The sequence below is a fragment of the Nostoc sp. FACHB-892 genome (genome assembly GCF_014698795.1).
GTDB lineage: Bacteria > Cyanobacteriota > Cyanobacteriia > Cyanobacteriales > Nostocaceae > Nostoc.
The window spans coordinates 59,434-77,532 of the sequence record NZ_JACJTR010000003.1 but is presented as its reverse complement, the minus strand read 5'-3'; the positions used below and the strand labels follow the sequence as shown (position 1 = coordinate 77,532).

Sequence of the window (18,099 nt, the reverse complement as noted above, 5' to 3'; positions counted from 1 at the left end):
GAAGCTAAGTATTTGCTTAGATATCATTCATGTAATTTGATAACTATTGATTTGCCAATTGATTCCTAACTATTCTGCATAAACATCTGATAAATGAGGCGCATTACATTAGGATAGTTAATTAAAGCCTTAATTGCATTTTCATTTTAATTCCAAATAAAGAGATTTTAAATCAAGAAATGGAACTTCCATTGTCTATGATCCTTACAGCTTTTATAAATTCATCATAATCACGATAGTAGTCAGATTCTTCGTAGTAGGTGGATGCTAAAACCATACAAACAGAACCCGATGAGAAATTATCTAGTTCTCGCCAAACCATAGAACTGATATAAAGACCGTAATAAGAGCGATTTAGAGGAAAACGCCATTTGCCATGTCCATCATCTAAAACCACATCAAAACTACCAGACATAGCAATGATTAGCTGTTGTAATTGTTTATGAGCGTGTCCCCCTCTCTCTGCTCCTCCAGGAACATCGTAGAGATAATAAACTCTCTTGAGATCAAAAGGAATATGCTTGTTACCTTCTATAAATGTTAAATTACCTCGCGGATCTTGTACCTTTGGTAGATGAATAATACGGCATTGTTCAATACTCATGATGCTAGGTTAATAATTAAAAAACTTTTTAAATTGATATCTCTTAGATTAGAACCAATAAAATCTAGAGACAATGAAGCAAGATAAGTTTTGGTTCGGATACCATAAGCGACTACCAAAATTAGACAGCCGAAATAACGTGCTGCTTCAATATTAATCACTGCTGAAGATGCTTAATGAGATGAGATATGTTTATCAGTTTCAACAAAAGTTAAGTTTCTGCGAGAGTCCTGAATTTTGGGAAGCTCAATAATCTTACATCTAGATATATTCATGATGTTGCTAATTATTTCTTTTGAATTTGTGCTGCTACGCCAATATTGGCTAATAAATCTTTGGGAATACAATTTGATACTTCATTTAATGCCCTCAATAAATCTTGAGAATATTCAAGCATCATAGAATTTGGTAGAACTTTCAGAAAAAAACCTGTTGAATCTACCACATGATAATCGGTAGCTTTTATATCTGCTTCAAGCGTTTCCAGAGAATATACTCTCTGATGTCCCACCAATAAGTCTCTTTGACTTAAAGTATCTAATGCGGGTTGTAAACCCATGATTACAGCCAGTTTCCTATGAATAGAATTTTTATTGGGTACAATAGTTATTACTACACCATCATCGTTAATCCATTGTTTCATTTGCTTTAATAAAACTCTAGGTTGATCAATATGTTCTAAAACGTGCAGTGCTAAAATTGCATCGAATTTTCTGACTGGCACGTAGTCTTCAAATAAGCAATGAACATAATCAACTTTTTGACCAAATTTTTCTTTTGCTTTATTTATTAGAACAGAAGATCCCTCAACTAAGGTCACGTTATAATTATCATGTACTAAAGCATTCGTAAAAATACCTTCACCATATCCTAATTCGAGAATTTGTGTTTTTCCCTGAAGGTGTTTTTTAACCCATTCAATAGTATATATCTGTCCCAAATCTTCTATATATTTGTCTGGAATTTTTTCATTCATGTGGTAATCTAAAGCAATTTTATTTAGTTCTTCTTTTGATATTCCCATTTTTTAAATCTCCATTTGTTTAGCAACCTGTAAGCCCTGGATTATTTGATCATTTAAAGATGACGACATAAAACCAGAACCATTTCCGAGAACTTTAATATCTGGAAATTCTCTTAATACCATAGATTTCTCGGTATTGAAGCACTCATAACTATTTTGGCTGGGAATCATTAAAGAATGTTTCCAGTGCTTGCAATAAAAATACTGAATATCAGTATTTGATTCTATAATATGTAATTTAATTAATTCAGATTCTACTCTAGTTTTGATTTGTGCTTCATCTATAACTCCTATTGATATTGCAAAATCAGTATTAAATTCTACCACTATTTTAGTGATAAGCGATCCGCTTTGCGAACATATATTTTGATTAGTTACTCTATAAGAAATAAATTCTTTATCCAAAATAAATAAGGTGCTAAATTGCCTATTTATAACATTACTTAAAATTCCTACAAAACAAATGCTTATAGATGCTTTATCATAATTTAATAGCTGCTGATTTCCTTGAATAAGTTTGATAAGTGGAAATAGTTCTAAGCCCCACACAAGATTATTAGTCTCAACAAAATGATCGTTAGCTAACTGTAATTGATAACAACCATTAAAAATGAGAGATTTTATAGTTGTATTTTCAATATGAATTCTAGTATTATCCTTAGCTTTCATTAATAAAGCATTAACAAAAGTACCTGCATATCCCTCATATGGATAATAAAATTCTGTAGATTTTAAAATTTGTGGCGCTATTTCAAACTGAGATAAAATAGTCTCAGGGTAGTAAAGTGGTAGCCATACACCTCTATGATAAATTCCTAAAAAATCCGCAGTATTTTTATATATGACTTTTTTACAAAAAGATTCAATAAAAAGATTGTGAAAAGTTTTGCCCTGATTTGCCAACGATATTGCGTTAAAGTTATTAGTAAAGAATAAATTATTTTTAAGTTTATTCTTAGCATGAAGTGAAGTGTTAGGATTTATTGTTATTTCTAAAAGTTCTTTTTGAATAGCTTCTCTAATTCCAATACTAAGCTTTTGAAAAACACTTAGGTTATTAGAAATCATCAAATCACCAAATATTTCCCCATTAAAAAACATTTTAGGTTGAGGAACTACTTTTGTTGTTATTAAATCACTTACATAATTTTTTATTAAAGAAGTAAATCTTCCAGAATCATTTCGTAAATTGGGATTATAATTCAAAACCTCGTTAGATTGCTCCTGATGAAACGAATCGAATTCAAAAAACGTCATGCCACAATCAAAAGGTTCATTGTGAAATGTTAAACCACCAAAATGCCCGCCCCAACTAGATAACGAGTTTATTATCTTTACTTTCCAATCTTGATCTGCTAAGGCAATTGCAGCTACTAGACTAGAAATATTATTTCCTATGATTGTAGCTTGTCTTTCCATTATTTATTTGCCTTAACGTTAACAAAAATCTCAGAACCCATTTCTGGCATATATTTAACCATCAGATATAACCCATTCAAAATTTCTTTTGTAAGAATATTCTGAGCATACATTTTTTGCATTTGCTCATGAGTAAAAGGCTTAACAAAGTAAGATCCAGATTCAATTACAGAAAAGCCATGACTAATTACGAAAGATTTTAAACTTTCCAAATCAAAAGTTTTAAATTGTTGCATTTTATTTTGGGTAGCAGATTTTTCAAAAAGATTACTTATTAAACCCATTTCGTAAGCTAATATGCGGTGAAATGATTTTGCGTTTGGAACATTAATATGGATTACAGTATTATCACAACTTATTTTATTAACAGCCCTTAATAAATTTTCTGGATTTCCAACTTCATGTAAAAGACTACTCATGACAATATAATCAAATTTTTCTTTGGAAAGAGAAGCAATGTTCTCTTCTAATTTGCCTAAATGTATTGTGATATTACTTTTACTCTTAGCCATCCCACAAGCATTTTCATAAAATTCCAATATCGGTTCAACAATGTGTATACTTTCAAAACTGTTTATATAGTTAAATAAAGGATCTAAACCGCAACCAATTTCGCATATTTTTTGAGACTTAGATGGCCCCAAATATTCCAGTACTTTCTTTCTTCTATAAGAGATTTGAATTTCTTCAAAAGGGAGACTAAGATAATCTTCGTAGTACTTTTTAAAATCTCGAATTTCCATAAATTTTATAAGTTTATTGATTCTCTGTAATCATTATTTTAGAATCTTTTGAGAAAGATAATTTTAGAGACTCTTGACATCCTAAATTTTTTTTGAATTGCATCAAGCCAATATTGGGTTCTCCTAAAACTGTTGATGTACCAAGATCAATGAGTTGAAAAGCTTTTTTCTGAGCATATTCATATATATAATTAGCTAGAAGTGTTATTGGGCTATAATTTTGCATATTATCTATATCACCCCAAGCATAAACATAAAGTATGAAAGGATTAATTACCACACATATACTGCTACATACAATTACATCTTTATTAAATACACCAAAAAATTTTATTTTTTCGGGAAACGTATAAACCATTTTCAAAATTTGTTCATAGTTCATTGAAAATATGAATCCTCGCCTTATCCTATTTTCTAAGATAATAGAATAAGCTTGATCGTAAACTGAATAATCAAGTTCTTTGGCTGTAAGTCCCTCTCTTAAACATTTATTCAACCTTTTTCTATTGCCATGATTAATTTTTGCCGAAAAGCATCTATCATCCACAACTAAATCATAATTAAGCTCATGATTTGTGACTGCATAACCCAGCCTTATCATAATATTATACGTGAGAGAAAACAAAGATGTATTATGACACATAGGTGGCATTATAACTTCTACTTTTTTAGCACCTATACGCCATAAATAATTATTAATAGTTATAATAAACTGCTCATAAATATTGAACTCGATATTTTCTTGAATTACAAATCCTCCAAATGTTCCTTTTGCTGGACTTTTGAATAAATCAGAGGCAATTTCTGTAAAATGTATTGTACCCAATACAATCTCAGAATTTTTTTTACATAATTGAAAATAGAAAGCCCGATCAGTTTGATGGATATAAAAAAAATCAGAAGTATTGAAGATATGATTTGCTACGCTCTCGATAAAGTAATTTACCTTAATTTCATATTTATCATCTATAGGTAAAATAAAGTGTCTGCTCATTATTTTTTATGATTAAAATATGAATAACTTTCTGTAGCCGTTTTTGGTGCATACTCAACCCTCTAAGGCTGTGTCAACTTGTTTTTTTAGCTACTCTTAGTTAATAGCCTTTCACGACGATAAATACTTGAGAAGAAGGAAAGCTGTTACTCCTCCGTTTTCTTCTTTGCATGTACCAAAACAGTTTTATAATCTTGCCGTTCGGGGTGCAACTTCACCAACTTCTCCAAAAGTTCCATCGCACCTTTAGCATCTTTCAATTGCAACCGCAGCAAAGACAGTTTCTCTAAAGCAAGTTGGTTTTCTGGTTCTCGTTGCAAAACCAGTTCATAACCCCGCGCCTGTTGCTGTAACACTGACTCAGCAGAAGGAGACGCAATTGCTGGCTTAGGTTGACTAGCCTGTTGTATTGCTGGAATGACTGCAAATACCGTAGAACTAAAAAACGAGAACATCGACACTATCGTTAAAATCTTTTGTCGCCGCCCAATCTGCTTTTTGCGGGCGATTAGGTATTCTTCCCCTGAACCAGCCATGTATCAATTATTGCTGCTATAAATGCTTAGGTATCAGCAACCCTCCCGTTATGAGGTTACCCATCTGCCCAATAGAAACTAACATCTTAAACTGGAAATTTTTTACACAAACTTTAAAGGCTGACTCTGAGGACGAGAGAACTTTATGGAGAGCTTATGCTGTACTGAGAATTTTGCCATCTAGACCTCCGGGGTACTCCCGCCACATTGGTCTCCAATTGGCGGTGAGGGGGATAGGAGGGGTAAAAACAAGGGTTAGATGCCCTTGTTTTTACCAAATTATTGGTTTTTGATTTTCTTTTTAAGACTACGAATGAATTCACGGATTACCTCTGTTTGAGTTCTATCTTGCTCTTGGCAATAAGTTCTTAATATTTCTAACTCTTGCTCTGGAAGCCTAATATCTATGCGAGTAGTCATATACAAAAGTACGGATTAATGCTGTACAATAGTTATATGCTACTAACTTATCAGTTCAAACTCAACCCTACTTCCGAACAAGTTGTCATTCTTGAGACTTGGGGCGAGTTGCTGCGTCGTCATTGGAACTACGCACTAGGCGAGAGGTTGGATTGGTTAAGACGTACAAGGTCACAAATTGACCGATGCAGTTTAGTATGTGAACCAATTGGTGAGATACCAGATAAACCTGATTACTATACACAAGCGTCAAACCTTAAACAAACTAAAGAGTTATTCCCCGACTACAAAAACATTTACGTCGACTGCCAACAACAAAACCTGATGCGGTTGGACAAGGCGTGGAAACGATGGCTAATACCTGATAAGAAAGGTAAGAGAGGAGGCAAGCCACGATTCAAAAAGCGTGGTGATATTTCCTCGTTCACTTTTCCGCGTGTTAATTCACCCAAAGCAGGCGCACATTTAACAGGTAATACCCTCAAGCTTTCCAAAATTGGTGAGATTGAGGTCATCTTACACCGTCCGATCCCTGACGGATTTGAAATTAAGCAAGCAACAATTTTAAGCAAAGCTGATGGATGGTATGTCAGCTTTTCTCTTGAGGATAAAACTGTACCTGAATTGTTGCCGATTGATGAGGTTAAAACTACCACTGGCATAGATGTAGGGTTAGAAAAGTTTTTAACTACTGCTGATGGACAAAGTATTGAAGTTCCGCAATATTATCGCAAGGCACAATCTAAATTAGCCCGTCAGCAGCGCAAGCTTGCACGTAAAAAACATGGGTCTAAAAACTACCAAAAACAGGCTAAGAAGGTTGCACTTACTCATTTGCACGTTGCAAGACAAAGGAAAGAGTTTCATTATCAAGTTGCTCATTGGTTGGTTAACTCTTATGACTTAATTGTTTTTGAAAACTTAAATATTAGAGGTTTAGCTAGGACACGATTAGCTAAATCGATACTAGATGTTGCGTGGGGTGCATTCCTTCAAATTATGCAAGCAGTAGCGGTAAGACGCGGCAAGCTGACGCTTGGAGTTGACCCCAGAGGAACTAGTATCAATTGTTCGAGTTGTGGTGAGAGGGTTGAGAAAACCCTTGCAATCCGTGTTCATAGTTGTTCTTGTGGATTGGTCATTGACCGTGATTGGAACAGCGCATTAAATCTTTTAAAGCGTGGGTCGATTGGACTACCGATTCCTGGCTGTGGAGGCTTAGACAGCAGTCAGCCTGTGAAGCAGCAAGTCTCTTATGTGAATCTGAGATGCTCCCGCTACACTGCTTGCAGTTAGCGGTGAGAGTTGTCACGCGTAGTTTACCGCCGTAGGCATCGCTCCTATACTTCAAAGCAAAATCCTCTCCTGCACCTAAACAGAGCAAGCCTCCAGGTCTTACTTTTTTAAGGAGAAGGTTAAAATTATATAAAGATTTGCGATGATTATGCCTAATGCTAGATGTTTGCGATATTGTAAATAACGTTTAAATAGATTAATAACAGTAGACATTTCTACTCAATTGCGAATCTCTCTGTAATTCAAAAACTTTCAAACAAGCCCATATTCTATGCGTTCTTCAACAAGCACACATATTTTTTGTGATTAAAACAAATAGAATTTTCCCACTCGTCCTTAGTCAGACTTCTTAGTGCAACTTCCCAAACGGCTAATTATTCCGCTCGGTGTCTACAATATATCTATGACAAAAGGTACTGTTGCACTCTAGTGGAGAAAGGGTAAAAGTTAAGAGTAAAAAGAAAAGGGGAAACAAAAGCATCCCTTACTCTTTCACCTCTTCCCCCTCTACCTCTGCCCAGCTTCTGCAAAAAGTTTAAGGACTGCTTGGTAAAATTGGAGTTTTGTGGTGGTAATTACCGTACAAAACTGGATTTACCAGTAATTTAGTAGAGTTTGTTATGGTATAGTTAAAAAGTTAAGACTAGCTTTACCAAAAATTACACCACTCTACGATCCAGCAACAATTGCAGAATGGGAAGCAGTTTTAATCAAGTATTTACCAACAAAATCTGAATTCAATCGAGGTTATGACTCAGCAAGTGATTCACCCAATGGTGAAATTGCAGCGTAATGTGCAATCACTCATAGAATCGAATATTATCAAGCCAAGCGATAGCATCTGGAAAATCGCTTTGCTCTACGGTAATGAATGGCAGCACTGGAAACAGGAACTGCTTGACTTTGGCTTTAGTATGCAAGACCCAGTTAGTGAATTGCTAGCTGTAGAAACTTGGGATGAAGAGTAGGGAATAGGAGAATGATATGATGTCCGCACAATTAAGCATAATACCCGGAACCCCACCCCGTCAAAGCTACGCTTTGTCTCCCCTCCCCGCCTGCGGGGAGGGGTTGGGGGTGGGGTTCTTTTATTATGGGTAAGTTGGCGGACATGAGATGAGGGAGATGAGGGGGATGAGGAAGCAGGGGAAAAATTTTAACTCCTAACTCCTAACTCCTAACTCTCTACCCCCTAAACTTGGCAACCAGCTAACGCCGCAGCTAATTCCTTGGCCGTTTGATAGCGATCGCGTGGCAATGGTTCTGTAACGCGATCAATCACATCTCTTAATTGGGAACTAATCGTGGGAACTTTTGCCACATCAAACCTGAAGTTTCGCCCCCTTTGGCGGTAATACTTGAACGGGTTTTCGCCTGTGAGCAAAAAAATCAGCGTTGGCCCAATTGCATACAAATCAGATTGAGTCAAAGGTTGTCCTCGTTCTTGTTCAGGAGCGCAATAACCTTCTGCACCAATCCGAGTACCGGGGACAGTGCCAATTTCTTTAACTGCGCCGAAATCTAGCACTACTATGCGATTTACAGAACTTCGCACCATCAGGTTAGCGGGTTTAATATCGCGGTGAATCAGTGGAGGCTCTTGGCTATGAAGATATTCTAAAATATCGCAGGTTTGCATCATCCAAGCGATCGCTTGGTTTGGCGTAACTGGCCCAGTAGTATAGACACGTTTCTCTAAATCTTGTCCGTGGATTAGTTCCATTGCCAAGTATTTTTTTCCGTCTTCTACAAAGAAGTCGTAATACTTGGGAATTCCCGGATGGTTAAGAGATTTGAGAGTATGCGCCTCACGCTCAAATAATTCTTGAGCTTTGGCAATTCTTACCATATCAGCATTCATTTGCTTCAACACCAGCAGTTGTGGCATACCCGCAATCAAGCCAGCCGCATCCCAAGCCAGATAAGTAGTACCCATACCTCCTTGTCCAAGAGTTTGCAACACCTGATAATGGCGAATTTTCTGTTGCACTGAGAGAGGTTGGCCGCAGTGGATGCAGAATAGATTGTTTGGGGAATTGCCTTCATGGGTGCAAGTGGATCTACCTTGGGCTGAGTGGAGTGTTGCAACCGCGTTTTCTTCTGGAACTTGGATTTGTTGCTGCGATCGCACACTAATTTCCAGTACTGTTACCTCCTGAATTCGGAATTGCAGTATTGGGCCTCCCTGTGCCAGTTGCAAAAGGGAATTATCTGGTAACGGACTTTGAATCACCAGGACACCGTTAAGGAAAGTCCCGTTAGTACCCTGACTAATCAGCCGCCAACCACCGCCATTATCAGCAGAATCTACTTGTCTCAGTTCTAGATGATGCCGCGAAACTAAACTATCAGTTAAAACAACGTGATTATCTGCTGCTCGACCAATGCGAATTATGGAAGAGTTCTCAAAGCACCACTGGTGGAGGGGCGTTTTCTGTTGCGGTTCTAACAGGGTCAGACTAACCACGATACAACCTATAAGGTAAGGGGACTGGAGACTGGGTATTGGGTATTGGGCATTAGGCATGGGGAATGGGGCATTGGGCATTGGGCTTTGGGCATTGGTTCTTTCTTCCTCATCTCCCACCCTGCGGGAAGCTAAAGCTACATCCCCCTCATCTCCCTCATTTCCCCCATTCCCCACTCCCCATTTTTCTAACTTTCTAAATTTGGGCGCACTTTTGCCCGAATAAGTATACCAGTAATGTTGTCATGACCATTGTGTTGGTTCGCCAAATCAATTAACTCAGTAACACCCCGTTCTAAGTTAGCGCCAGAACTAAGTAACGGTTCTAAGTGAGTCTGCCAATGGGTTTCTAGTAAATCATTATCTGATAGACCGTCTGATGCCAACAACAAAAGAGTATCTTCATTGATATCGAAAAAGCCTACATCGGGATTAATCGAGTTTTCGTCACGAGGGCCCAAAGCTTGGGTGAGTTGGTAGGCATCCGGGCGGGCGTAAGCTATGCTTGCTTCCACACCTCGGTTAATTTCCCGTTGCCCAACTTCGTGATCTACTGTGACTTGTTCTAGCCCCTGCTTGCGCGTTAACCGATAGAGACGGCTATCTCCCACATGAGCAACTGCTGCTTGAGTATCTTCAATTAAGAGCATTACCAAAGTTGTACCCATGCGCCCCACTCCAGAACGGGCATCTTGTTGATTTAGCTTATAAATCGCCTCATTCGCTAAATACACTGCCTCACGAATGCTATCTTCTGTTGGCAGTTGGTTGGTAATCCAATGTTCTTGAAAGTATTGCCGTAGGGTGTTGACTGCTAACTCACTGGCGATCTCGCCACCAGCGTGTCCACCCATACCGTCACAGAGAATATACAAACCATGTCCTTGCACAACTCGACTTTTAGGGAACTCCAACTTCTGAATTTTGGTTTCAATACCAAAGTAGTCTTCGTTATGATGACGCTGACGCCCCACATCTGTGCGTCCTGCATCTTCTAAGCTACTTAACTGCATCGCCAGTACAACAGTTGGCATATCATCAGTTTTGCTGATCATATCTTCTGGCTCATCTGATTGCACGATAGTAGTGGGCACAGCAGTATTATTCTCCTTTATTGGGGGCGAAGTTGCGGTTCCTAGTGCTTCCAATTCAATAGAGATTTCCTCCAAGCACGATCGCAACTGTGCGATCGTCTGTATTTTACCTACCTCTAAATCCCCCAACATCTGCACTACAGAGCCAAATTGAGTTCGTTGAGATTGCCTAAATAGCGCTTGCCAAACCCGCCCCAAAGCTTGGATGGTTAACGGTTCCTCTGGAATAGCAGATGTTTGGGCTTGGGCATCTTCTGGCGACTCGGTGACAGGTTGAAAATTCGATGGTTCCACATATAATCTTTGTAGCGCCAGCGTTTGGTCTTCATCCAATCGCAAATTTGCCAAATCTAACAGGCTTTGACGACAATTTACTGGTTCCAATAATGCCCAAAGTTGGGTCATTTCATAACACCAGTGTAAAATTTTTAATGAACTTGTCCTTTCTTCTTGCCACAGTTCGAGTAAAGGCTGCCAATGTGAGCGATTCTCGATGATGACAACCTGCATATCTCCCTGCTGCCATGTATCGTGAATCGGCGGTATCCCCCGATGACCTTGGGATTCTAAGGCAATATAAACTTTAGCAAAGTCAGGAATTCCACTTGCTTCCACTGATGACGTTAGCAAATCTGATTGCTGACTTGCTAGTATTGCCTCAATGGGTGATATTTGATACGGCTGACAGTCTAGAACTCTCACACCTACATCAGTAATGGTGGCAGTTTCCGTTTGGGCGGGTAGTGGATCTAATAATTGATAACGTTCTTGGGAGTCTAAATAGGAGCCTAATGCAATCTGAGAACTAGGAGATAGAGGAAAGGAAGATATTACTCCCTTATCTCCCTCATCTCCCTCATCTCCCCCTACTCCCAAAGTTTCCCCATTCGTTTCCTTAGAAATAATTGCCCAAAACACTGTTCCACATTCCGTGCCACAGTTATGACAACGTAGTGCATTCACAGGTACATCATCAGTACTGCATTCAGGACAAACCTTGTGAGTCAGGGATGTGCCACAGCTTTGGCAAAATTTGTTGCTATTGGGGTTTTCAAATTTACACTGAGGGCAAATCAGCATAGTGGAAGTTCCTTTATTCCCGTTCCAAGGTGCTTCTAGCCACTAAGATCCAAGGTGCCACAATTGGCTGTCCCTGACTACAGTAGACTTATAAGAGATTGTAGTTTATCAATGAATTTTGGTGGCAGTATTAATTGTGACGTATATTAGATAAATATTTAATATATTGGTATCCAATTCCTTATAAATAGGGAGTAGAGGAGACAGGGGGACAAGAGGACAAGAGGTGAGAACTTGAAAGAACTCTTTCCCCTTGTCCCCAATTCTCCTTGTCCCCAAGTCCTCTTGTCCCATGCCAAGAGTCTGGCAATTGCGGAGGTTCAGCATGAAACCATTTTTGATAAATTTGCTTGTAAGTGCCATTGGATAACAAAGTCGCTATACCTTTGTTAATTGCATCCAAATGGGGTGAGTCTTTAGGTGTAGCAATCCCGTAGTATTCTTCAGTGAGCAGATCGGCAACAACTTTGATACCTTTGAGTTTGCCATTTTTAATCGCATATAAAGTTGCGAAAGCATCACTAACCACAGCATCAACATTGCCGTTGAGCAAGTCTTGGAAAAATTCTGGCCCAGAATTAAAAGTACTAATTTTGGCGTTGGGGATGGTTTTGGCAAAATTTGCCCCAGTTGAACCAATTTGTACAGCAATTTTTTTACCTTTGAGACTATTGAAGTCTTTAATATTTTGGTTATCTTCGCGGACAGCGATCGCTAGTCCGGCTTTAAAATAAGGTCGTGAAAAAGCAATTGTTTTCAAGCGTTCAGCAGTAATGGTGATTCCGCTAATTGCTGCATCGACTCTTTTAGCTTGCAAGGTCGAGATCATGCCATCAAAGGGAAGACTTTCAAACTGGACTGCAAAACCTGCTACTTTAGCGATCGCATTCATCAAATCAATATCAAAACCTTCCAAGTTACCGCTAGCCCTTTGGATTTCAAAAGGGACAAAGGTGGGATCTGTCGCCACCCTAAGAGGTATAGCATCTAGATTATTGGTGGGATAGAAACTTTTACAGGCAATAATCAGTAGCAAAGAGCCTAAGCTTAGAATTAGCTGCTGCCACTTGAAGTTAATTAATTTCACTGTAGTAATCCCGTTCTATCAGTCAATATTCACGATAATTGTCATGATGTTATAAAAAAGAATACATCGGTCAGCACCAGAATCCACCATGAATTCTAGGCGACTAGCGAAAGTTTAAGACCCCACTCTAGTGAAAAGTTTAGATCAAAGAAAGCTTTTGATCTGACATTTCGCCAATTGTCTTCTTGTGTATTCCGTATTCTGACTCCCAATTTTGAATTATTTATGGTTTCTACCACCCCTACTTACCGAATTACTGATTTGTTCGCCGAACGAGCAAAAAACCTCGCACCACCAACCTACGGTACAGAGTTAAGCAAAATCGTCACTGTCAGCTTTGCCTATGGTCTAGCTGACCCAATTCTATTTCCTCATGCTGACTTGGCTGCTGCAAGTGCCATTGTGCTGGCAGAAGAGGCTCCGATCGCCCTCAATTACGGCCCACCTTCAGCTCAACTGTATGAGCAAATTATCCTCCGTTTGCAGGCTAAAGGAATCACTGCCGATCGCGATCGCCTGATCATTGGCTATGGTTCTGGTCAGATTCTCGGCTTGCTACCAGATGTGTTTGTGGAACCTGGTGATGTAGTAATTGTGGAAGGGCCAACCTTTTTAGGAGTAGTTGCTAGATTTGTCCACGCTGGCGCACGCATAATTACTATTCCTGTGGATGAGTTGGGGATGGATGTAGATGCTTTAGAAGTGACATTAAAGGATTTAAAAAAACAGGGTATTCGACCCCGATTTATTTATACTATTCCCACCTTTCATAATCCCACAGGCGTTACTATGCCGTTATTTCGCCGCCAAAAACTGGTAGCATTAGCGGCTGAGTATGGCGTTCTGGTGGTGGAAGACGATGCTTATAGCGATTTACGCTTTCAAGGAGAAACTATGCCCCCCCTGGCAACTCTCGACCAAGAGGGGTGGGTTTTATATGTGAGTACCTTCTCGAAAATTATTGCGCCTGGTATCCGGCTAGGCTGGGCTTGTGGCGATCCAGCGATTATTGAACGGCTGGCAATGTTCAAAAGTGAGGGGCCTGTGGGGCCATTTGTTAGCCATGTAGTCGCTCGTTATTGTGCCACAGGCAAATTAGAGAATCATATTCAGGAGTTAATTGCCTGCTACAAACATAAGTGTAATTTGTTGTTAGAAGCGATCGCCTTAGAGTTTCCCAGTGATGTAGTTGCTCTGCGTCCCGATGGCGGCTTCTTTGTTTGGTGTAAATTGCCACCAGATATCAGCGCCAAAGCCCTCCTTATGGCTGCCAATGAACACGGCATCAGTTTTCTACCAGGGACTCGCTGCTACGCCAATGGACAGGGGGATGATGCCTTCAGGTTAGCTTTTAGCTTTCAACCAACACAGAAGATTGTTGAGGGAATCGCTACATTAGGAGCAGTTTTGCACGAATTGCGGTAATTCGTAATTCGTAATTCGTTCCCAGTCTCAGACTGGGAATGCTCTTTGGGAGGCTCTCGCATAGCGTCTAAGCAGCAGAACCGCAACAAAAGCATTTGCTTCTTTGACCTGGAAACGAAATTTTAAATTTTGTAAACTTTAAAAAATTTGTTCTAATCGTTGGAAATCTCGCTGCACTTCGTACCAGAGACTTTTATTATGGGGGTCTGTTTTCAGAGCTTTTTTGAGATAAATTCTGGCTTTGAGCAGTTGCTTTTCAGAAATTAACGCCCGTCCCCAAATTTGATAAGCGATCGCTAGCCATTGACGGACTTCTGCATCTGTTGACAAACGATCTGCTAAAGCTTCCGCCAGGGCGATCGCTTGCGGAAATCGTCTTTCTTGCAAAAATCGCTGCAATTGCTCATAAGTCTTCCACTTCAGCCGTTCTTCTATTTCCAACAGATTAGGCGGCCTTGCTTTTCCTGGTTCTTGGCTTGTCACCGTTGTTACTGGTGTTTTCTGCCTATGCGTTGCCCTAGCGTGATCACGCCCACCAGATGTTGACACCTGACTTGAATGTACGGCAGTTTCCTCTGGCAGTACCACTGTCAGCAGGAGTTTGTACGCCTCTGTTAACGCAATAAACTTATCTTTGGCTTTGTTGTCATCTGGGTTGATATCGGGATGATATTGCTGTGCTAATCGCCGATAAGACGATTTGATGTCAGCAAAAGAGGCTCCCGATCTTAAACCTAGTAAACGGTAGCAATCTCCAAGATCCATCTTGAGCTATGAGCTATCGAATATCCAGCTAGAGGCTATTAGCTATGAGCTTTCAGCCTGAACTATTAATAATAAGGGCTAATTTGATATTTTAAAGTTCAATGTTGACAATTTCTTTAGGGAAGGGAGTGGGGAATGGGGAATCGGGAATCGGGAATGGGGACTTAGGAGTTATAATTCTTCCCCTGCTCCCCCTGCTTCCTCATCTCCCTCATCCCCCCTACTCCCTACTCCCTACTCCCTACTCCCCTGCTACTATAGAGGTTCGTTCTTCAATCACACGGTCAATTAAACCGTATTGTTTTGCTTCTTCGGCAGACATGAAAAAGTCACGATCCATATCTTTTTCAATCTTTTCTATGGTCTGACCGGTTTTATCGGCATAAATGCCATTGAGTTGGTGACGAATCCGCAGAATCTCTCTAGCTTCAATCTCGATATCGCTTGCTTGCCCACGAGTGCCACCTGAAGGCTGGTGAATCATAATCCGTGAGTGAGGCAATGCTAGCCGTTTGCCTTTGGTGCCAGCAGCCAACAGGAAAGACCCCATTGAAGCCGCTAAACCGACGCAAATAGTCACTACATCTGATTTGATATGTTGCATGGTGTCAAAAATAGCCATGCCAGAAGTGACCATTCCACCGGGGGAATTAATGTATAAATAAATATCTTTACCTGGATCATCTGAGTCCAGATACAGCATCACAGCGATAATTTGATTGGCAATTTCATCATCAACATCTCGCCCCAAGAATATAATCCGTTCCCGGTAAAGGCGATCGTAGATGCTAATCCAATCTGTATATTGTCCTCCGGGCATCCGGTAAGGAACTTTAGGAACGCCTATAGGCATAATTTACTCCGTTTTTAATAATTTGCGGACGGTGGGAGAGTTAGGAGTGAGGAGTTGAAAGTTAGGAGTTGGAAGTTAGGAGTGAGAAGTTTTCAAGAACTCATAACTCATAACTCATAACTAAATTAAAGGACACTGGCAGGAAGTGGAGGATTTGCGAGTTCTTCTTTCTCAAAAACTCGGTCAATAAGCCCGTATTCCTTTGCTTCATAGGGTGTCATATATAACAGCCGATCCATATCTTTAGTAATTTTTTCTGGAGGCTGTCCAGTAGTGCGATGCAAGATATCAACTAAGGCCCCTTTGTTTACCAAAACTTCCCTAGCACGAATTTGAATATCCGTTGCTTGTCCTTGGGCGTAGCTCTTAGGCTGATGCAGGATAATCGAGGAGTGAGGTAAACTAGCGCGGCAACCTTTTGTACCTGCACTCAGGAGCATTGCTGCCATACCCATCGCAGAACCGACGCAGATGGTGTGGATAGGAGGCTTGATATATCTCATTGTGTCGTAGATGGCGAAGGCTTCGGTTTCAAAGCCAATGGGTTCGCCACTGTAACCGGAAGTGCCGGTAGAGTTGATATAGATTTTAATCGGTTTTTCTGGGTCGTCGGACTGCAAAAACAGCAACTCGGCCACGATTAATTCTGTGACAGCAGGCACCAGTGGCATCCCCAGATAGACAATTCGCTCCTTCAATAAGAGGGAAGGTAAATCTGGCGGCGGTGTCCGGTAAAAGTTATCGCCGTAATATGGGGCTTGAACAGCCTTAATTGGGGAAATGTCCATAGCAACTGATCGCCTGAAACTATGCCGTTAACTGTAATACATCCTAGCGCGATGATAGCTCTCCTCAAGGTGCGGATTTCTCCCTAATGCTTCAGGCAGCTTCACATCTGCCAATGTTTGGCTTCTAAGATATTCTGATTATATTCATGTATTTGTGTTGGATAGGTTTTCCGTAGAGCTAAAGTGGTGCTTTAAAGTTATTTATTAATATGTATATCCTGAATAAGGACTTTGAGTTATGAAGGTTAGTTTGCAGCCTGCCTTGAATGATGGTAATTTGGACGCGAATCAACTGAATAGTCAACGTCAGTTGGGAATTTCGATTTCAGCGATCGCAGAGACTCAAGACCGGAATGTGCCTCTAAATTTATGCTTGATTCTCGATCATAGTGGTTCTATGAATGGGCGATCGCTAGAAACGGTCAAAAAAGCCGCGAATCGTCTGGTAGATAGGCTCAACCGTGGCGATCGCCTTAGTGTTGTAGTTTTCGATCATCGTGCCAAAGTCTTAGTACCTAATCAAACTGTCGAAGATCCAGAAAAAATCAAAAATCAAATTAACCGCCTAGCCGCCGATGGTGGAACTGCGATTGATGAAGGATTGCGCTTGGGGATTGAGGAGTTGGCAAAGGGAAAAAAAGATACTGTTTCCCAAGCCTTCCTATTAACTGATGGGGAAAATGAACACGGTGACAATAATCGCTGTTTAAAATTCGCCCAATTGGCTGCTAGCTATAATTTGACTTTGAACACTTTAGGATTTGGTGACAATTGGAACCAAGATGTTTTAGAAAAAATCGCTGATGCTGGTTTAGGTACTTTATCTTACATTCAAAAACCCGATCAGGCAGTGGATGAGTTTAATCGCCTGTTCAGCCGCATTCAAACCGTGGGACTGACTAACGCTTATCTGCTATTATCCCTGATGCCCCATGTCCGGTTAGCGGAACTCAAACCTGTAGCCCAAGTTTCCCCAGACACAATTGAGTTACCACTGCAACAAGAAGCTGATGGACGTTTCGCTGTGCGGTTGGGAGATTTAATGAAAGATGCAGAACGGGTGATATTAGCTAATATTTATTTGGGACAATTGCCAACAGGTGAACAAGCGATCGCTAATGTGCAAGTCCGCTACGATGATCCAGCCGCTAACAAGATAGGTTTAGTTACACCAAATATCCCAGTTTATGCCCATGTAGTGAAAAACTACCAAGCAGATCCGAATCCCCAGGTGCAACAGTCTATTTTGGCATTAGCCAAGTATCGCCAAACCCAGCTAGCCGAAACGAAATTGCAACAGGGCGATCGCTCTGGTGCGGCGACAATGTTACAAACGGCTGCTAAAACTGCACTGCAAATGGGAGATACTGGGGCGGCAACGGTGTTGCAAACTTCTGCTACCCAGCTACAATCTGGTGGAGATTTATCCGAAAGCGATCGCAAGAAAACCAGAATTGTCTCCAAAACAGTTTTGCAAGATACCCCTCCCCAGTAAACTCAGGTT

General features: G+C 40.2%; 17 protein-coding genes. 4 read left to right on the top strand and 13 right to left on the bottom strand.

Features of this window, described 5'->3' with window-relative positions; all coding sequences use genetic code 11:
- Positions 1-172 precede the first annotated feature (172 nt).
- From H6G96_RS05175 to H6G96_RS05145, 7 genes are all read right to left on the bottom strand, one after another.
- Positions 173-604, bottom strand: coding sequence for an FdtA/QdtA family cupin domain-containing protein (locus H6G96_RS05175; protein WP_190910444.1), 432 nt, complete (start codon positions 602-604; stop codon positions 173-175).
- Between the two features lie 286 nt (positions 605-890).
- Positions 891-1,628: a class I SAM-dependent methyltransferase gene (locus tag H6G96_RS05170; protein ID WP_190910443.1), complete on the bottom strand. Its 738-nt coding sequence runs from the start codon at positions 1,626-1,628 to the stop codon at positions 891-893.
- A gap of 3 nt (positions 1,629-1,631) precedes the next feature.
- Positions 1,632-3,047 carry an FAD/NAD(P)-binding protein gene (locus H6G96_RS05165; protein WP_190910442.1) on the bottom strand — a complete coding sequence of 472 codons (1,416 nt, stop codon included), beginning with the start codon at positions 3,045-3,047 and terminating at the stop codon, positions 1,632-1,634.
- Complete coding sequence (locus H6G96_RS05160) at positions 3,047-3,790, bottom strand: methyltransferase domain-containing protein (RefSeq protein ID WP_190910441.1); 744 nt, start codon at positions 3,788-3,790, stop codon at positions 3,047-3,049. Before H6G96_RS05160 ends, H6G96_RS05165 begins: the two co-directional genes overlap by 1 nt.
- Positions 3,791-3,803: 13 nt before the next feature.
- Positions 3,804-4,784, bottom strand: a complete 981-nt coding sequence (locus tag H6G96_RS05155; protein ID WP_190910440.1) for a hypothetical protein — start codon at positions 4,782-4,784, stop codon at positions 3,804-3,806.
- Between the two features lie 146 nt (positions 4,785-4,930).
- On the bottom strand, positions 4,931-5,320 hold the full coding sequence (locus tag H6G96_RS05150) for a tetratricopeptide repeat protein (RefSeq protein WP_190910439.1): 390 nt from the start codon (positions 5,318-5,320) through the stop codon (positions 4,931-4,933).
- A gap of 279 nt (positions 5,321-5,599) precedes the next feature.
- Positions 5,600-5,740, bottom strand: coding sequence for a ribbon-helix-helix protein, CopG family (locus tag H6G96_RS05145; protein ID WP_190910438.1), 141 nt, complete (start codon positions 5,738-5,740; stop codon positions 5,600-5,602).
- Between the two features lie 36 nt (positions 5,741-5,776).
- Here H6G96_RS05145 and H6G96_RS05140 point away from each other — a divergent pair, with 36 nt between their 5' ends.
- Positions 5,777-7,036, top strand: a complete 1,260-nt coding sequence (locus tag H6G96_RS05140) for an RNA-guided endonuclease TnpB family protein (protein ID WP_190910437.1) — start codon at positions 5,777-5,779, stop codon at positions 7,034-7,036.
- A gap of 749 nt (positions 7,037-7,785) precedes the next feature.
- A complete protein-coding gene (locus H6G96_RS05135) occupies positions 7,786-8,004 on the top strand; it encodes a DUF4327 family protein (RefSeq protein WP_012407469.1) in 219 nt (72 codons plus the stop codon).
- Positions 8,005-8,228: 224 nt separating this feature from the next.
- Here H6G96_RS05135 and H6G96_RS05130 read toward each other — a convergent pair whose 3' ends face one another.
- The 3 genes from H6G96_RS05130 to H6G96_RS05120 form a co-directional block, all read right to left on the bottom strand.
- Positions 8,229-9,503 carry a protein kinase gene (locus H6G96_RS05130; protein WP_190910723.1) on the bottom strand — a complete coding sequence of 425 codons (1,275 nt, stop codon included), beginning with the start codon at positions 9,501-9,503 and terminating at the stop codon, positions 8,229-8,231.
- A gap of 188 nt (positions 9,504-9,691) precedes the next feature.
- Positions 9,692-11,677: a serine/threonine phosphatase gene (locus H6G96_RS05125; RefSeq protein WP_190910436.1), complete on the bottom strand. Its 1,986-nt coding sequence runs from the start codon at positions 11,675-11,677 to the stop codon at positions 9,692-9,694.
- Positions 11,678-11,858: 181 nt separating this feature from the next.
- Positions 11,859-12,764 (bottom strand): basic amino acid ABC transporter substrate-binding protein, encoded by a 906-nt coding sequence (locus tag H6G96_RS05120; RefSeq protein ID WP_347242181.1) that lies wholly within the window; start codon positions 12,762-12,764, stop codon positions 11,859-11,861.
- 225 nt (positions 12,765-12,989) lie between these two features.
- Between H6G96_RS05120 and H6G96_RS05115 the strand changes: the two genes are divergently transcribed.
- Positions 12,990-14,189 (top strand): PLP-dependent aminotransferase family protein, encoded by a 1,200-nt coding sequence (locus H6G96_RS05115; RefSeq protein WP_190910435.1) that lies wholly within the window; start codon positions 12,990-12,992, stop codon positions 14,187-14,189.
- Positions 14,190-14,327: 138 nt separating this feature from the next.
- Here the strand turns inward: H6G96_RS05115 and H6G96_RS05110 are convergent, their stop codons facing one another.
- The 3 genes from H6G96_RS05110 to H6G96_RS05100 all read right to left on the bottom strand — a co-directional run bounded on the left by H6G96_RS05110 (position 14,328) and on the right by H6G96_RS05100 (position 16,595).
- Entirely contained in the window at positions 14,328-14,954 is a 627-nt protein-coding gene (locus H6G96_RS05110) for a J domain-containing protein (protein WP_190910434.1), read from the bottom strand.
- A 241-nt stretch (positions 14,955-15,195) separates the two neighbouring features.
- Complete coding sequence (locus H6G96_RS05105; protein ID WP_190910433.1) at positions 15,196-15,807, bottom strand: ATP-dependent Clp protease proteolytic subunit; 612 nt, start codon at positions 15,805-15,807, stop codon at positions 15,196-15,198.
- Positions 15,808-15,932: 125 nt separating this feature from the next.
- Complete coding sequence (locus H6G96_RS05100) at positions 15,933-16,595, bottom strand: ATP-dependent Clp protease proteolytic subunit (protein WP_190910432.1); 663 nt, start codon at positions 16,593-16,595, stop codon at positions 15,933-15,935.
- 238 nt (positions 16,596-16,833) lie between these two features.
- On the opposite strand from H6G96_RS05100, the gene H6G96_RS05095 reads away from it, so the two are divergent.
- Positions 16,834-18,090, top strand: coding sequence for a VWA domain-containing protein (locus H6G96_RS05095; protein WP_190910431.1), 1,257 nt, complete (start codon positions 16,834-16,836; stop codon positions 18,088-18,090).
- Positions 18,091-18,099 lie beyond the last annotated feature (9 nt).

Bases quoted from the DNA above. Each gene is read 5' to 3' on its own strand.
- H6G96_RS05135 (WP_012407469.1), top strand. From the start codon at position 7,786: ATGACTCAGCAAGTGATTCACCCAATGGTGAAATTGCAGCGTAATGTG.
- H6G96_RS05140 (WP_190910437.1), top strand. From the start codon at position 5,777: ATGCTACTAACTTATCAGTTCAAACTCAACCCTACTTCCGAACAAGTT.
- H6G96_RS05175 (WP_190910444.1), bottom strand. From the start codon at position 604: ATGAGTATTGAACAATGCCGTATTATTCATCTACCAAAGGTACAAGAT.
- H6G96_RS05115 (WP_190910435.1), top strand. From the start codon at position 12,990: ATGGTTTCTACCACCCCTACTTACCGAATTACTGATTTGTTCGCCGAA.
- H6G96_RS05100 (WP_190910432.1), bottom strand. From the start codon at position 16,595: ATGGACATTTCCCCAATTAAGGCTGTTCAAGCCCCATATTACGGCGAT.
- H6G96_RS05165 (WP_190910442.1), bottom strand. From the start codon at position 3,047: ATGGAAAGACAAGCTACAATCATAGGAAATAATATTTCTAGTCTAGTA.
- H6G96_RS05110 (WP_190910434.1), bottom strand. From the start codon at position 14,954: ATGGATCTTGGAGATTGCTACCGTTTACTAGGTTTAAGATCGGGAGCC.
- H6G96_RS05095 (WP_190910431.1), top strand. From the start codon at position 16,834: ATGAAGGTTAGTTTGCAGCCTGCCTTGAATGATGGTAATTTGGACGCG.
- H6G96_RS05150 (WP_190910439.1), bottom strand. From the start codon at position 5,320: ATGGCTGGTTCAGGGGAAGAATACCTAATCGCCCGCAAAAAGCAGATT.
- H6G96_RS05125 (WP_190910436.1), bottom strand. From the start codon at position 11,677: ATGCTGATTTGCCCTCAGTGTAAATTTGAAAACCCCAATAGCAACAAA.
- H6G96_RS05105 (WP_190910433.1), bottom strand. From the start codon at position 15,807: ATGCCTATAGGCGTTCCTAAAGTTCCTTACCGGATGCCCGGAGGACAA.
- H6G96_RS05145 (WP_190910438.1), bottom strand. From the start codon at position 5,740: ATGACTACTCGCATAGATATTAGGCTTCCAGAGCAAGAGTTAGAAATA.
- H6G96_RS05155 (WP_190910440.1), bottom strand. From the start codon at position 4,784: ATGAGCAGACACTTTATTTTACCTATAGATGATAAATATGAAATTAAG.
- H6G96_RS05170 (WP_190910443.1), bottom strand. From the start codon at position 1,628: ATGGGAATATCAAAAGAAGAACTAAATAAAATTGCTTTAGATTACCAC.
- H6G96_RS05160 (WP_190910441.1), bottom strand. From the start codon at position 3,790: ATGGAAATTCGAGATTTTAAAAAGTACTACGAAGATTATCTTAGTCTC.